12 protein-coding genes are annotated in these 15,043 nt (G+C 52.2%); 7 read left to right on the top strand and 5 right to left on the bottom strand.

The annotated features are described in order from the left end of the window. The first annotated feature begins 116 nt into the window (after window positions 1-116). A complete protein-coding gene (locus P2H89_RS19495; RefSeq protein ID WP_275829939.1) occupies window positions 117-782 on the top strand; it encodes a hypothetical protein in 666 nt (221 codons plus the stop codon). Here P2H89_RS19495 and P2H89_RS19490 read toward each other — a convergent pair. Both P2H89_RS19490 and P2H89_RS19485 read right to left on the bottom strand, forming a co-directional pair. Continuing rightward, window positions 779-1,477, bottom strand: a complete 699-nt coding sequence (locus P2H89_RS19490) for a phosphonatase-like hydrolase (protein ID WP_275829937.1) — start codon at window positions 1,475-1,477, stop codon at window positions 779-781. The genes P2H89_RS19495 and P2H89_RS19490 overlap by 4 nt on opposite strands. Continuing rightward, window positions 1,474-2,775: an MFS transporter gene (locus P2H89_RS19485; RefSeq protein ID WP_275829935.1), complete on the bottom strand. Its 1,302-nt coding sequence runs from the start codon at window positions 2,773-2,775 to the stop codon at window positions 1,474-1,476. Before P2H89_RS19485 ends, P2H89_RS19490 begins: the two co-directional genes overlap by 4 nt. A 150-nt stretch (window positions 2,776-2,925) precedes the next feature. Here P2H89_RS19485 and P2H89_RS19480 point away from each other — a divergent pair, with 150 nt between their 5' ends. From P2H89_RS19480 to P2H89_RS19460, 5 genes are all read left to right on the top strand, one after another. Continuing rightward, window positions 2,926-3,531: an XRE family transcriptional regulator gene (locus P2H89_RS19480; RefSeq protein WP_275829933.1), complete on the top strand. Its 606-nt coding sequence runs from the start codon at window positions 2,926-2,928 to the stop codon at window positions 3,529-3,531. A gap of 75 nt (window positions 3,532-3,606) precedes the next feature. Next, on the top strand, window positions 3,607-4,482 hold the full coding sequence (locus P2H89_RS19475; protein WP_275829931.1) for an alkaline phosphatase: 876 nt from the start codon (window positions 3,607-3,609) through the stop codon (window positions 4,480-4,482). 56 nt (window positions 4,483-4,538) lie between these two features. Continuing rightward, a complete protein-coding gene (locus P2H89_RS19470) occupies window positions 4,539-5,645 on the top strand; it encodes a zinc-binding dehydrogenase (protein WP_275829929.1) in 1,107 nt (368 codons plus the stop codon). 33 nt (window positions 5,646-5,678) lie between these two features. Next, a complete protein-coding gene (locus P2H89_RS19465; RefSeq protein ID WP_275829927.1) occupies window positions 5,679-6,581 on the top strand; it encodes a glycoside hydrolase family 16 protein in 903 nt (300 codons plus the stop codon). Between the two features lie 11 nt (window positions 6,582-6,592). Next, window positions 6,593-8,830 (top strand): alpha-L-fucosidase, encoded by a 2,238-nt coding sequence (locus P2H89_RS19460; protein ID WP_275829925.1) that lies wholly within the window; start codon window positions 6,593-6,595, stop codon window positions 8,828-8,830. Window positions 8,831-8,899: 69 nt separating this feature from the next. Here P2H89_RS19460 and P2H89_RS19455 read toward each other — a convergent pair whose 3' ends face one another. From P2H89_RS19455 to P2H89_RS19445, 3 genes are read right to left on the bottom strand one after another with little or no spacing between them, the layout of a single operon-like run. Then, the gene (locus P2H89_RS19455; protein WP_275829923.1) at window positions 8,900-12,127 is read right to left on the bottom strand and encodes an error-prone DNA polymerase; all 3,228 of its coding nucleotides are present in this window, start codon (window positions 12,125-12,127) and stop codon (window positions 8,900-8,902) included. Window positions 12,128-12,136: 9 nt separating this feature from the next. Further along, complete coding sequence (locus P2H89_RS19450) at window positions 12,137-13,639, bottom strand: DNA polymerase Y family protein (RefSeq protein ID WP_275829921.1); 1,503 nt, start codon at window positions 13,637-13,639, stop codon at window positions 12,137-12,139. A 1-nt stretch (window position 13,640) separates the two neighbouring features. Continuing rightward, complete coding sequence (locus P2H89_RS19445) at window positions 13,641-14,372, bottom strand: Error-prone repair protein ImuA (RefSeq protein WP_275829919.1); 732 nt, start codon at window positions 14,370-14,372, stop codon at window positions 13,641-13,643. 225 nt (window positions 14,373-14,597) lie between these two features. Here P2H89_RS19445 and P2H89_RS19440 point away from each other — a divergent pair, with 225 nt between their 5' ends. Next, on the top strand, window positions 14,598-14,780 hold the full coding sequence (locus P2H89_RS19440; protein ID WP_275829917.1) for a hypothetical protein: 183 nt from the start codon (window positions 14,598-14,600) through the stop codon (window positions 14,778-14,780). Window positions 14,781-15,043: the final 263 nt, after the last annotated feature.

Raw genomic sequence — 15,043 nt, 5'->3', positions numbered from 1 at the left:
ACAGCCTGAAATTCTGCCGCCGGATTGGAGGATAGGCCGCCGCGGCCGTGTCTTACAGCAGACGAAGCCTGGCAGGCTCCCATCCCTATTACGTAGACCAACAACAATTCATTGTCATGAGAACACTGATTATCGGTTTATTATGCATGCTGTTCATACAGCAGGTCGGCGCTCAAATGCAACCGACGACTCCCAAAACACAACCTTCCAAGTTCAGGATCAATGCCTATGCGGGTTATGTTTTTGATGACGGGGTAGATTCTTACTATGACGCAAGCAGCTATTACGATGGCAAGATTGCTGGCGGCTTTCTGTGGGGTATTGGCGCCGAATATCTTTTGCAGCAAGGGTATGGCTTGGAATTATCTTACTACCGGCAAGATACGGAAGCGCCCATGACCTATTACCTGAACGGCACCAAGTTCACCAATTTCGATGTTGGCGTCAGCTGGATCTTCCTGGGCGGCAACCGGTATGCGCAACTGGGCGGCCCTGTTCAACCCTATGGTGGCGGTATGCTGGGCATTGCTATTTTTGATGTTAAGAATCCAGACAACAATACGTCGGGCAATGCCACCAAATTTGCCTGGGGTATCAAGGGCGGTGCGCTCTTCAATGCTTCGCCCAAAATGGGGATTAAGATCCAAGTCCATATCATGTCGGCAGCGCAGGGCGCCGGCGGCTCCCTTTATTTCGGTACTGGTGGTGCCGGTGCGGGGGTGGCCACGTATTCTTCCATCTTACAGTTTGGCATTTCCGGCGGTTTAGCCCTCAATTTTTAGATCACTCTGTGACCGCCTGCATTCACTGCTTCTACAATCGGCAGCAGCTCCTGCAGGTTGTGCAGGATAAAATCGGGCGCAGCCGATTCCAGCTGTTCGAATGTATGCGCACCGGTGGTAATACCAATGGAGAAGTGGCAGCGGGCGTTGCGGCCTTCTTCGATATCGATGATCGAGTCACCTACCTTCAGCGTTTCGGCCGGATCTTCAATGCCATGCTGTTTCATCGCCAGGAGGATCATATCGGGCTGTGGCCTGTTGTGTTTTACGTCGGATGCAGTAACGAGTGCGTCGAAATCTACCCCTTGCTCCCATCCTATCTTTTTGATCAGTGATTCGGCAGTTCTTCTATCGTAGCCGGTATTCATCACTACCAATACTCCATTTTGCCGTAAGGTGTGAAACAACCGGGTAGCATTCGGCTGTTCGGTAACAGGTTGCGTTGCGTAGGCCTCATCGAGCAAAACGAGGAAGCGTTTGAAGATATCTTCGGCCAGTACGTCGTCGTTCACCTCTCTCAATGTCAATACACTTTTTATGGCCTGCAGTTTTTCCTTTCCGGCTCCTTCGGCAAGCACTTCTTCCAGCGTAAAATCAAATCCTTTTTCATTGATGGCCTGGCGCACTGCCTTGTACACGAGATTGTCTTCGTTCACCGTAGTGCCAGCCATATCAAAAATTGCCATGCGTATCATGTGGTCGTATTTATCGATTTTAAAGATCCAATGGTTTTATTTTCTCCCTGTTCTATTTTAAACAGGGCTGTAAACAGAATGGTCACCGCACTCAACAAGGCGATCAGGGCTACCGTGAGAAAGATGACCCGCTGACTGCCGGTGCGGTCTATCAAACGGCCCAGCAAGGGCTCTCCCAATGCTGCAAAGATATAGGCGCACATGTTCATAATGCCGATACCGGTACCTACATATGCCTGCCCCAGCAATTCGGGCGAGAGCGGCCAGAAATTGGCCTGCGGTCCATAAGCAAAGAATCCGGCAAAGAACACGAACAGACCTACCAGTATGTCGTTGCTTATGTGGAAGAAATAGAGTAGTAAGGAGACGATGCTGCACATCGTCATGCCCAATACGATCGACTTTATACGGTTGGCATTAAACAGCCTGTCGCTGATAAAACCGAACGAGAGCGCTCCTATGGCCATACCCGTTGGCAGCAGGAGGGTGATCCAAAGATTGCCGTCGCCCGCAGTCTGCTCCTTGCTAAGAAAATACACAGGTACCCAGAAGATCAACCCATAGCGGGCCATGCTTTGGAAACCGAGCGCCAGGCATACCACCAGGAACCGTTTATTGCGGAGCACGGTTTTGTAGGCTTCTCGCCAATGCGGCTTTACGGCATCTGCCGTTGCATCACGCTTTATGCCAAGGTCTGAAGGCTTGTTGCGTACGAGCAAGAAAAAGATAAGGACCGCTATGGCCAGGAACAATACCGGTATGCGAAATACATTGCGCCAGCTTTCCTGCACCAGCAGTATGGAGAACAAATAAGTAATGATCGAAGACGTACCGGCCGCCATGGTATACAGGCCGAATGCCACACCCCGACGCTGATCGGGCCACCAGTTGGAAATGATGCGACTGCCAGATGCCCATGCCATGGACTGACAATAACCATTGAGTGTCCACAACACCAGTATCACTTCGAAGGAACCGGCAAAACTGATGAGCACATTGGCCAATACCGACAGTAAACCACCTGTGGCGATCATGTGCCGGGGACTGAGGCGGTCGGCCAGGTTGCCGTTGATGAGTTGCCCCACTGCATAACCGATCAGCATCGCAAAGCTCACCCACCCGATCTTTTCATAAGAAATGTGCAGGGCTGCCGCCAAGGGCTTGGCCGCCCATCCGAAATTGTGCCGGCCAGTATAGAAGAACAGGTAACAGAACATGGTGAGCAGCAGCATCTTCCACTGCAGCCGGTTGTAGCTGCTGTCCGTTTCCTTACTATCGTTTTGGGGACTATGCATCATTTTTTCGGGTATATTGCCGCCCGTTGGCAGGCACTGAACGCACTTGCCGGGGCTGTAAAAATAGAGCTACCATGTTTCCTTTTACGAAATTATTTTTCTTTTTAGTAAAATTACCGGTTTTGCTCTTTACCTAATTATTAAATTGCAGGCATGAAACAGGAACCTGTTGACCAGGGACAACTGGAATACCATAAGATTGGCGGATTAATCCGGAAATACCGGAAAGAAAAGGACCTGAAACTGCTGGACCTTTCGACCCTTACCGGTATTAAATCGGCCATGTTGTCGAAGATCGAGAACGGCCGCATGGTGCCCACCATCCCCACCCTGTTCACCATCATCCAGAAACTCAACATCAAACCGGAAACGTTTTTCGCCCAGTTGAGCATCGAGCATGATTTCCCCGGCTACTTCTTTCTGCCCAAGGACGGCTTTTCGCCCTATGAAAAAGAAGAGGGAGCGGTAGGTTTCCAATATCAATCGGTACTGGAATACAACTTCGAAGGCGGCGCATTCCAGATCTCCCTGCTGACGCTGCAGCCCGGCTCGCAGCGATCGCTGGTAACCACTTCGGCCTACGAATTCATTTACATACTCGACGGAAGCCTGCTGTACCAGCTGGAAGACAAAACCTTCCAGATGAGTGCCGGGGATGCCCTTTTCTTCGACGGCAATATCGCCCATGTTCCCATCAACAATTCTCAATCGGTGGTACGGATGCTGGTGCTCTACTTATTTACTGATCCCGGCAAATAAATTAACTGTAGGGAAATATTATTTCTTTTAAGGAAAACGTCCTAGTTTAGTGTTTCAATCAACAAACACTGAGTTATGAAGCTTGCCAGGCTCTTAGTATTGTTTATGCTGCCGTTTACGCTGGCAGCCCAGAAGAACGTAAAACATGTAATCCTGATCGGCAGCGATGGCTTTGGTGCCTATGCCTTTCAAAAAGCCCAACTGCCCAATTTTCGAAAGATGATGGAGGCAGGGTCCTGGACCTTGCAGGCGCGCACCGTATTGCCGTCATCCAGCGCGCCCAACTGGGCCTCGATGGTGATGGGGGTTGGTCCGGAGTTGCACGGCTATACCACCTGGGGCAGCAAGCAACCCGACCTGCCTGCCCGCGTGCTGGATGAATACGGCATGTTCCCCACGGTCTATTCGCTGTTGCGCAAAGCCAAACCATCCAGCGAGATCGGCGTTATCTACGAGTGGGATGGTATCGATTATCTCTTTCCTAAAGCTGCTGTGAATAAAGACCTGAATGCTGACGGTGATATAGCCGTTACCAAAGCAGCCGTTGCCTATATCAAAGAAAAGAAACCTGATTTCCTCTTCATTCACCTCCATGATGCCGACAGCGTAGGTCACCATGTGGGTCATAGTACCCCCGAATATTATGCTGCTGCTGAACGCACAGACGCCTATGTAGGTCAAATACTGCAGGCCATCAAAGAGGCAGGCATGGAAGAGCGTACGGTGGTGCTGTTTACGGCCGATCATGGCGGCATCAACAAAGGCCATGGCTCCATCAGCATGCAGGAAATGCAGATACCCTGGATCATTAAAGGACCGGGCATCAAGGCTAATCACGAAGTTACCACCAGCGTGATGACCTTCGATACGGCGGCTACGCTGGCTAAACTCCTGGGCCTTACGCCACCGCAGGTATGGATCGGCAGGCCGGTGCTCGATGCGTTGAAGTAACACATCACTAATTCATCACTCCGAAAGCGATCGTTCACTATCCTTAATTCTATACGATGATGTCTCCTCTCCCAGACTCCGGCAAGCTCGCGTTGTTTCATGGACCCGGTACAGCACTGGAAATAAAGTCCTATCCCGTCAGCCCCTTGGAACGTGGGGAGCTTCTGGTAAAAAATGTATACACCACGTTATGCGGCAGCGACCTGCACACCTATTGCGGATTGCGGAATGAGCCCTGCCCTACCGTGCTGGGTCATGAGATCGTGGGTCGCATCGTGGCGATCCATCCGGATCATTCCGCTACCGACCTGACCGGGCAGCCCATTTGGCCGGGCGACCTGATTACCTGGACTGTTTTTGCCAGCGATCCGCAATCGATCAACGCACAGCGGGGCATTCCACAAAAGGGCGATCAGCTTTTCAAATACGGACATGTAAGAGTACAGGAGCCTGAAGTATTTCATGGCGGACTGGCGGAGTATTGCGTGCTGAAACCCCATACCGGCATCATCCGGCTGCCGGAGACCATGCCGGTAGCTATTGCCGCTACGCTCAATTGTTCTGTTGCTACCGTGGCCGGGGCTTTGCGTATGGCCGGCGACCTGACCAACAAAACAATACTGATCACGGGCATGGGGCACCTGGGCATTACCTGTGCGGCGATGTGCCGGGAAGCCGGCGCAAGCTGGATCGCGGCAGCAGACATTACCGATCAGCGACTGCAACAGGCGCAACGTTTTGGCGCCGATGCGCTCTTCGATATGAAGATCCCGGCAGCCGACCTGCATACCGCACTTCAGCAACACACCAATGGACGTGGCGTCGATGTTGTTTTTGATATGAGCGGGTCGCCCGATGCGATGGAGTTTGGTCTCCATGCTTTGGGTATTGGCGGCGTAGCTGTATGGGTTGGGGCTGTGTTCAACACCCGGCGTTTGCAAATCGATCCTGAACAGATCATCCGCAAGCTGATCACCATCAAAGGCATTCACAATTACAATTTTACCGACTTCAGGTATGCTTACGACTTCCTGCAGCAGCATTGGTCTACTTATCCTTTTAGCGAGGTGGTGGAAAAAGAATTCCCGCTGGAAGTGGTAAACGAGGCGTTTACCTATGCCGTTTCGCGCAAACCGTTGCGCGTAGGAATAAGGCTCGAATAGCCTACCTTACCTGTATTGATGCAATTGTACACCATGAATAGAAGAATAACTGCGGCAAATGGCTTACTAAGCGCTTTGCCGGCAAGGGCCATAGCGCACCGCGGCGCCGCTTTACGGCGCGTGCGGGTCGTTTTGTATATCACCATGCTGTGCCTCGTAGCTTCTTCCTGCAAAACAAAACAGTACACGATCGTCGACAACTATATGCAGGTGCAAACCGCAGGCAGGGAGCTACAACCCTGGAAACTCGTGTGGCAGGAAGACTTTAACGGCAAGGCGATAGATACGACTAAATGGACCAGAATCTCACCCAATACAGCCGACTGGGGCAGGCATATGACCACTGCCGACCTCTGTTACGACCTGCATAACGGACAACTTTACCTGAAGGGTGTTCAAAATCCAGACACCAGCACCGACAAGCGTCCCTATCTTACGGGCGGCGTATATACCAAGGGCAAGTTTGCTTTTCAATATGGCATGGTGGAGATCAGGGCCAAGCTGGAATGCGCGCAGGGCGCCTGGCCGGCCATGTGGCTGCTACCGGAAAAAAGCGACTGGCCACGCGGCGGCGAGATCGACATTATGGAGCACCTCAATTTTGATTCTATCGTGTACCAAACCATTCATACGTACTACACCTATACCCTGAAGAAAGATAAAGAACCGCCTCACGGATCCACCGCCCGCATGAAGCCCAACGACTTCAATGTGTATGGTATTAAGTGGTTTCCCGATAAGATCGTTTATGTACTGAACGGTAAGGAAACTTTTACTTACCCGCGTGTGGCGGGTGTAGATCCCTCTCAATGGCCATTCGACAAACCATTCTATTTACTCATCGACCAGCAACTCGGCGGCAGCTGGGTAGGCAAGGTAAAAACAGCGCACCTGCCCGTGAATATGATCATTGACTGGGTAAGGGTATATCAATAATTTATTGCAACATGAAAAAACTGCTCTCTCTATTCATACCGGGTATTGTGCTGGCCACTACTGCTTACGCACAGCCATCGTCGTCTTCCATTGGGTATAAGCCTACGATCCCGGTAAGCGCTACCGATACACACGACGACATTATCCGCAAAGCTGCCCATGTAATACCTACGGCCAATCAGTATGCTGCCCTGCGCAACGAGTTCATTGCCTTTATCCATTTTGGCCCCAACTCCTTCACCCGCCTGGAATGGGGTAATGGCAAGGAAGATCCCCGCATCTTCGACCTGAAGGAACTGCATACCGACCAATGGTGCCAGGCCATGAAGGCTGCCGGCATGAAGATGGTCATCCTGACCGTTAAACACCACGATGGCTTCGTGTTATGGCAAAGCCGCTACACGAATCACGGCATCATGTCGACCGGTTTTCGAAATGGCAAGGGCGATGTGCTGAAAGAGCTTACCGCCTCTTGTGCCAAATATGGTTTGAAGGTGGGCATCTACCTGTCGCCCGCCGACCTCTTCCAGATCGAATCGGCCGACGGACTGTACGGCAATCTCAGCAAGTATACACAACGCACTATACCGAGAGCAGTGTCCGGAAGGCCATTCGCCAACAAGACTACCTTTCAATTTGAAGTGGATGATTACAACGAATATTTCCTGAACCAGCTCTTTGAACTGCTGACCGAATATGGCCCGGTACACGAAGTGTGGTTCGATGGGGCGCACCCCAAAACAAAAGGAGGTCAGCGTTATAATTACCAGGCCTGGAGAAAACTGATCCATGCGCTGGCGCCTAAAGCGGTGATCTTCGGCAAGGAAGACATACGGTGGTGTGGCAACGAAGCTGGCCGTACCCGGCCTACCGAATGGAATGTAATACCCTATGCTACCAATCCGGATACCCTGGGCAGTTTCGGCGACCTTACGCAGGATGACCTGGGCAGCCGTGAAAAACTATACAGTGCTCAATACCTCCACTATCAGCAGGCAGAGACCAATACCTCCATCCGCGAGGGATGGTTTTACCGCGATGATGAGGCCCAGCAAGTGAGAAGCGCCGATGATGTATTTGATATTTATGAAAGATCGGTGGGTGGCAATTCCACCTTCCTACTGAATATACCGCCCAACAGGTTGGGCAAATTCTCGCCGGCAGATGTGGCCTGCCTGGAAGAAACGGGCCGGAGGATCCGCGCAACCTATGGCGTCAACTTATTGAAGGGCGCTAAAGGACCAGTCGCTGCGCTCGACAATAGTGCTACCAGTTTTGCGCCTGTGAACATTGCCAATCCTGAAATCATCATCACTACACCAAAGCCGGTTACCATCAACCGCTTCGTTTTGCAGGAAGCGATCAGTACGCGGGGAGAAAGCGTGGAGGAGCATACTGTGGATGCCTGGATAAACGGTCAATGGCAACAAGTAGCCTCAGCTACCAATATCGGCTATAAACGCATCCTGCGGTTTCCAGATGTTACGGCTGCCAAATTCCGCGTCCGCTTTACCCAATACAGAACTTTGCCATCCATTGCCAATATCACCGCCCATTATTACAAAAGCAGACCACCGAGGCTGCAGGCTTCGAGAGATAACAAGGGCATGGTTACCATTGAACCCATGAGAGAAGCTTTCAGTTGGAAGCCACATGGGGAGAACGCTGCGGCAAACCTGGCCACCGGGCTCCAGATCTATTATACAACGGATGGAACGGAACCTACTGTACACTCCACTCATTACACAGCACCATTCCCATCGGCCCAGGCCAATATAAAAGCGGTAGCTTTCATTAAGGACCAACGAGGGGCAGTAACGACAACCCGTTTGGGTATTATTAAGAACAATTGGAAAATTGAAGCTGCCGATAGTGAAACACCCAACCATAAAGGCGGGCTGGCCATCGATGCCAAAGACAATACCTGGTGGCAGAGTGCAGATGGTGAGGGCCCTCATTTCATTACGATCGATCTTGGCCATGAACACCCAATCCGTGGATTTGCCTATACACCGCCGGTAAAAGCCGGCACGGGACTATTGGCCAAAGGCATTATCAGGGTGAGTACAGATGGGAAGGTATGGAAAGACGCAGGCTCTTTCGAATTTGGCAACCTGGTCAATGACCCTACGATGCGCTATCACGCTCTGGTTCAACCGCAGGCAGCCCGTTATGTACGCATTGAAGCTACTGAGCTGGCCGGCAATAACCGCCAGCTTTCTATTGCTGAGCTGGATATATTTGAGTAACGCTAATGATTCAACTATTAAGGAGCCTGGAGCCTGACGCGAAGGTTTCGCCGGTGCGCGTGCGGCAGCTCATTTAAAGTTACGTGCCTTATCGAACAGCGATGGTTGCTGCGTATGCTTGTGCTGTACGGGCTTATAGTCGGCCGCTATATACACGCCATCCTTTTCATCGGCCCGGGCGGTGGCCTGTACGGTTGGCGCATGGTCGTCGGCAGGTGTTAACGTACGCAGTAATTTATTCAGGTTAAAGCATTGCTGCACCACCACATGCACCACCTCTCCTTCCTTCTGCACTTTGCCTTCCACCATAATGAGCTGCGACTGCAATATCTCTTTCCGGTATTGATCGAATAGCTTTTGAAAGATCACGAGGTTGGCATTGCCTGTTTCATCTTCAATGGTCATGAAGCAGATGCCGCTGGCAGTACCCGGGCGCTGGCGCACCAATACCAGGCCTGCCACCTTCACCTGGTCTTTATCGGCTGCATCGGCCAACGCGCCTGTAGGCGTTATCCGCAACAGGTGCAGCTTTTCGCGCAGGAAACTCACAGGATGCGCTTTAAGCGATAAGGATACCGATCCATAATCATGTACCACCTGCTCCGACTCGGCCATCACCGGCAATTGGACCGACTCTTCTGCGGCATCTTTTTCCGACATGCCCTGGAAGATGCCTACGGGTGCATCTTTGCGGGAGGCTTCCCACAAGGCCTGCCGCCTGTCGAGCCTCATCGATCTAAAAGCATCCGCATAAGCCAGTTGCTCCAGCGAAGACACCGCTATCCCAATATCCCTTAACTGATCGATACGATCGAATCCCGATCGTCTCTGCGCTACCAGCTTATCCATTTCTTCCTGTCGAAGGCCTTTTACCTGGCGAAAGCCGAGCCTGATCGCTTTGTATTTCCCCTCCTGCTCTTCGAGCTTATTATCCCAATCGCTCAGGTTTACATCTACCGGCCTCACTACCACGCCGTGCTCCCGGGCATCCCGTACGATCTGTGCCGGGGCATAAAAGCCCATGGGCATGCTATTCAGCAAGGCGCAGGCAAACACATCGGGATAATGACACTTGAGCCAGGCCGATACATTGACCAGCAGGGCAAAGCTCGCAGCATGGCTTTCCGGAAATCCATAAGAGCCAAATCCTTCCAACTGGCGAAAGATGCGCTTAGCATACTCCAAGGTATATCCATTGGCCAGCATGCCGCGGATGAGTTTCTCCTCGAACTTCGTGACCATGCCATGCGACTTAAAGGTGGCCATGCTGCGCCGCAGGGCATCAGCCTCAGCGGGAGTGAATCCTGCACAGCGGATCGCGATCTGCATGGCCTGTTCCTGGAACAAAGGCACACCGAGTGTGCGCTTCAGTATCTCCTCCAATTCGGGTGAGGGATAGGTCACCAACTCTTCCTTATTGCGCCGCTTCAGGTAGGGATGCACCATATCGCCCTGGATGGGGCCGGGCCGCACGATGGCCACTTCGATCACGATATCGTAAAAGGTCTTCGGCTTCATGCGGGGCAGCATGGCCATCTGGGCGCGGCTCTCGATCTGGAACACACCAATGGTATCAGCGTGTCCGATCATGTCATACACCGCCACATCATCCATGGGTATACTGGCCAGGGTGAGGTTGAGGCCATAATGGGCTTTGCCGATATCGAATGCTTTGCGGATGCAGGTAAGCATGCCGAGCGCCAGCACATCGATCTTCAGGAAGCCGAGAGCGTCGATATCGTCTTTGTTCCACTCGATGCAGGTGCGGCCTTCCATGCGGGCATTCATGATGGGACATAGGTCGGACAGTTTACCCCGCGTGATGACAAAGCCGCCGGTATGCTGGCCCAGCTGGCGCGGAAACCCCATGTACTGCTGCGTTAGCTGCAGCACTTTCAGCAATAGCTTATCGCCGGGCTCCAGTCCCTGCTCTACTACCCGCTTTTCATCGATGTATTCGTGTGTAAATTCCCATACTATGCCCGACAGGCGTTTGATGGCATCGAGCGAGAGGCCCATGGCTTTGCCCACATCGTTGATGGCGCCCTTTTGGTGCAAAGTGGTTACCGTGGCTACGATGGCGGCCCTGTTGCGCCCGTACTTCTCATAGATGTATTGTATCACCTCTTCGCGACGCTCATGCTCGAAGTCGACATCGATATCGGGCGGCTCGTTGCGGGCCGAAGAAATAAACCGTTCGAAGAGGAGATCGAATTGGGTGGGGTCGACAGATGTGATCCCCAAACAAAAGCAGATGGTGGAATTGGCGGCCGATCCCCTGCCCTGGCACAATATATCCTTGCTCCGTGCATAGCGCACCAGGTCGTACACGGTGAGGAAATAAGCCGCATAGTTCATCTCTTCAATGAAAGTGAGTTCGTAGCGAATGGCAGCCGTGATCTTATCCGGCACTACGGCGCCATACCGTTCATGGGCGCCCCGCCAGGCCAGCACGGTCAATTCTTCCTGTGGCGTGCGCCCTTCCGTGGTAATCTCTTCCGGATATTCATAACGGAGCTCATCGAGCGAAAAGGAACAAGCATCGGCTACTGCACAGGTTCTCTGCACAGCCTCCTGGTAATGCATAAACAGGCGATGTAACTCCTCTACGGGCTTCATGTATCGCTCGGCATTGGCGTGCAGGCGAAAGCCAGCTATTTCGATGGTACATTGCTCCCGAATGCAGGTAACGATATCCTGCAACTCGCGGCGGGCTGCCTGATGATAATGCACATCATTGGTAGCCACCATGGGTATGCTGAACTTTTCTTCGATCTGCTGCAGCCTGAATAGCCGTTTACGGTCTTCCCCGCTGTAACTACAGGATGCAGCTATATACAAATTGGTGAGGTGGGCGCGCCATTCGGGCAACTGATCATAGAAGCTGCGATCAAAATCGAATTGCGCATTAAGCTTTTCGGGCGGAATGAGTATGAACAACAAGTCGCCGGCCAATGCCAACACATCTTTCTTATAGAGGTGACAGTCGCCTTTTTCGGCGCGCAGGTTACCGGTCGTCAGCAGGTTGCAGAGATTTTTATAGCCCTGCAACCGCATCGGATAAGCGAGCAGGGAAGGACCATCCAGCAGATCGAGCCGGCAGCCGACCACAAAGCGAATGCCCTTTTCTTTGGCAGCCACGTGCGCCCGCACAATACCGGCCAGCGTATTGCGATCGGTTAGCCCCACGGCTTCATAACCAAGGGCTGCCGCCTCCTCCACGAGTTCTTCGGGATGCGAAGCTCCCCGCAGGAAGCTGAAATTGGATGTCACTTGTAATTCGGCATACTTCATCATTAGTCCTCCTTAAGCAAAGAATCCGTGCAGGAACCATTGGCTTTTATTGTGTTCATCGTAATGACCACTGCGGTATACCCAAAAGCGCTGACCAGCTTCGTCTTCTACCACATAATAATCCCGGTGCTCACCGGTTTGCAGCCACCAGGCCTGTTCGATGCGCTCGGGGCCATCGGCCTTCTTAATATTGTGCACCTTGCCTTTATAACGGAAAAGGATGGGCGGATAATCGGGCACCGGTGCAGCTACCTGTATGGGTGCCGGCTGGTACAACATATGTACCGGCCGGCGCTTACCGGCAGGCCAGGCCTGGTCAATTTTTCCATGCAGCGTTGGCGCGTCGGCAAATGACCATTCCGGCCAATACTGCTCAGCCGGTGCAAAGCGATGAATTTGTTTGATATCGATGCGGTTGGCCAGGCGGTCGATCAACTCCGACAACCCGGTATCTTCCATACCAGCGCTGCCTTCCCATATCTTCTCTTGTAAGGGAGCGATTTCGTCTACTTTCGAAGCAATGAGCAGGAACAGTTCGATGCCCAGGGCAGGTTCTATTTGTGGTATCTTCTGTTCGAATAGCTTAAACAAGTGAGCAACATTCAGTGTAGCACGATGCGTACCCACTTCGATCTGTTCAATCATATTATCAACCCGGAATCCTTTTAATACCACCTGCCGGATGCCTTTGCCTTCTTTTTGCAGTTTGCTGCAAAGGGCTTCGAGCAGTTGTTGCAAGGCGAGTTCAATACCCGCTGCAGTCACGATGGGTTCCAGGCAGGGTAATCGTTCTTCATACAGCGATGGCAGTTCTACCGGATCAAGTGTTTCCAGCGCATGGCCGGTAGCCTGATCGAGCCGCAGTAGAAAATCAGTCCCAAACCGCCGCAACAACACCTGCCGGGGCATGGTTATAAAATGCCCAATGCGATCGAGGCCCAGCTGCCGTAAACGGGCCGTGAGCGCCGGCCCGAGGCGAAGCGCTTCCGGCGGTAAGGGCAGCAGGTGTTCGATATGAGTGGCAGGCGGCGCTATGGTGTTACCCTTGGAGAAGCGGGCCAAAGCCCAGGCCGCGCCGATCGTGTCGGCCATGCCGGTGCGAACGGTAAAGCCGAGTTGCCCGAAGCGCAGCAAGATCTCTTCCAGATAGGCTTTCTCACCACCCCACAGATGGGCACAACCGCTTACATCGAGCAAGAGGCCATCGGGTGCATCTACTGCTGCCACTGGGGTAAAGCGTATACACCAGGCTGCCAGTCTTTGCAGCAGTTTATCGGCCATGCCCGGTTCATCGTCCAGCACCTCTACGCCGGATAAGATGGTGCGCGCATCGGCTACGGTAATGCCTGGTTCAATGCCTTCCGCAAAAGCCGAGGGACAAACAGCCTGTACTACGGCGCGCCCATGATCGGGTGCGGCCAGTACAAATGGAGTATGCCTAAGGGAAGGTTGTCGCAGTACCCAATAATCTGCTTTGAGATAGCAGCACCAGATTGAAAGGAAACGCCTGCCCATATCATCCTATTTTTCTTTTGGTGGCAGGCAGGATGCTGATAGCAGGTGGTATTACAAACCGGAACTTACCGGCTTGCCACTCAACGATCCAGGCGCCCGGCCTTCCGTTGCGTACACGCTGCAGCTCTACTTTCCACCTGGGATGGGCTACGCCGGGCAAGCCATCGGACGATTCGCTGGCTGCCGTGGATATTTTCCATCGTGCTACTGCGGCAATGGTATTCAAGGCACGTTCGCTGTTGCGGATCACAAAGCCCGTTACCCGGCTTTTCTCTACTGCCAGCTGCAGCCGCCTCGACGCCGTGAGATCGATCTTGTGCAGGTCGCCCACTACTGCAGCGAGTCCGCCGTATTGCAATGCTTCTTCCATTACCCACAAGGCTTCCTGCTGTTTGCGTACATCGATCAACAGGAGCCGGTCGGGCTCGATACCAAATTGGGTAAAAGCGGGGGGATACAATTTCTTAGACTGGTTGATCCAGATCGCGGCGCCGCCTTTCTGCATAAGGCCGGTCAGGATACCGGCTATGAAGCCGGACGTGCAGGCATCATCTATTTCATTCCCCACCAGGAATTCATGCATATTACCGAGGGGAAACTGTCCATAGGGAAAGCATGCCGCCATAGGCCCTATATCGATGGTCCGCGCAGGATCAGCCGTTAAGGGCTTAAACCCCTGCATAAGCAGTATCTCCTGCTCCAGTTGCTTTTTTATCGCTTGCTGCTGTACCATCATTGCTAAAATCCCTGACGCAATATTACTAATATTTTTAGCACCCAGCAAGCATTTGTCCCATTCATTATCCACTTTTTCAACAAACCCCAACTATTATGGGAGAGGCTTCCACAGTTTTAAGATAGCCTAAGCAGGCTATAATATAGCTACTTCATTTTCAAGTCTTCATCTTAAAGTCTGGCGCTGGCATTAAACTTTTACAGGTTTATCGAAACAGAATTTGTGGAGACGATAGTTTTGAGAGCCCAGATCATTTACGAAATAAAATCCTTTACCGCTATGCTCCAAAAAGGCGCCCCCCTACCCGATCTGTACGCCACACGCGACAGGATCAAAACGTTGATGCAGCAACTCGACCAAATAGAAGCATCCCTGTCGCCACGAGATCCGGCACCGAACAACTAACAAGAACATCCGTACTATACTTGTCCTCAGGAGAGGTTTGGCGGGGCCAGACCTCTTCTCTTTTTTCTTCAACATTCTCCTTACATATCAAAAGTAGCTGCGAAAGCCCCCGTAAATGGATAAGGTCGGTTTGTATAACTCCTCTCAAGGTATATGGGTAAATAATACTGGTTGCATAAAATTAACCGGCAAATGCCCCGGGTGTGCCGTATTTTCGAAGTGCCTTGTCAGCTACCGCGTACCCGTATTACCACCAATTACCG

The sequence above is a fragment of the Paraflavitalea sp. CAU 1676 genome, from assembly GCF_029223285.1.
Taxonomy (GTDB): domain Bacteria; phylum Bacteroidota; class Bacteroidia; order Chitinophagales; family Chitinophagaceae; genus Paraflavitalea.
This window is presented reverse-complemented; position numbering and strand designations above follow the sequence as displayed.

Coding starts and splice junctions, on each gene's coding strand:
- P2H89_RS19495 (WP_275829939.1), top strand. CDS start 117: ATGAGAACACTGATTATCGGTTTATTATGCATGCTGTTCATACAGCAG.
- P2H89_RS19490 (WP_275829937.1), bottom strand. CDS start 1,477: ATGATACGCATGGCAATTTTTGATATGGCTGGCACTACGGTGAACGAA.
- P2H89_RS19485 (WP_275829935.1), bottom strand. CDS start 2,775: ATGATGCATAGTCCCCAAAACGATAGTAAGGAAACGGACAGCAGCTAC.
- P2H89_RS19480 (WP_275829933.1), top strand. CDS start 2,926: ATGAAACAGGAACCTGTTGACCAGGGACAACTGGAATACCATAAGATT.
- P2H89_RS19475 (WP_275829931.1), top strand. CDS start 3,607: ATGAAGCTTGCCAGGCTCTTAGTATTGTTTATGCTGCCGTTTACGCTG.
- P2H89_RS19470 (WP_275829929.1), top strand. CDS start 4,539: ATGATGTCTCCTCTCCCAGACTCCGGCAAGCTCGCGTTGTTTCATGGA.
- P2H89_RS19465 (WP_275829927.1), top strand. CDS start 5,679: ATGAATAGAAGAATAACTGCGGCAAATGGCTTACTAAGCGCTTTGCCG.
- P2H89_RS19460 (WP_275829925.1), top strand. CDS start 6,593: ATGAAAAAACTGCTCTCTCTATTCATACCGGGTATTGTGCTGGCCACT.
- P2H89_RS19455 (WP_275829923.1), bottom strand. CDS start 12,127: ATGATGAAGTATGCCGAATTACAAGTGACATCCAATTTCAGCTTCCTG.
- P2H89_RS19450 (WP_275829921.1), bottom strand. CDS start 13,639: ATGGGCAGGCGTTTCCTTTCAATCTGGTGCTGCTATCTCAAAGCAGAT.
- P2H89_RS19445 (WP_275829919.1), bottom strand. CDS start 14,372: ATGGTACAGCAGCAAGCGATAAAAAAGCAACTGGAGCAGGAGATACTG.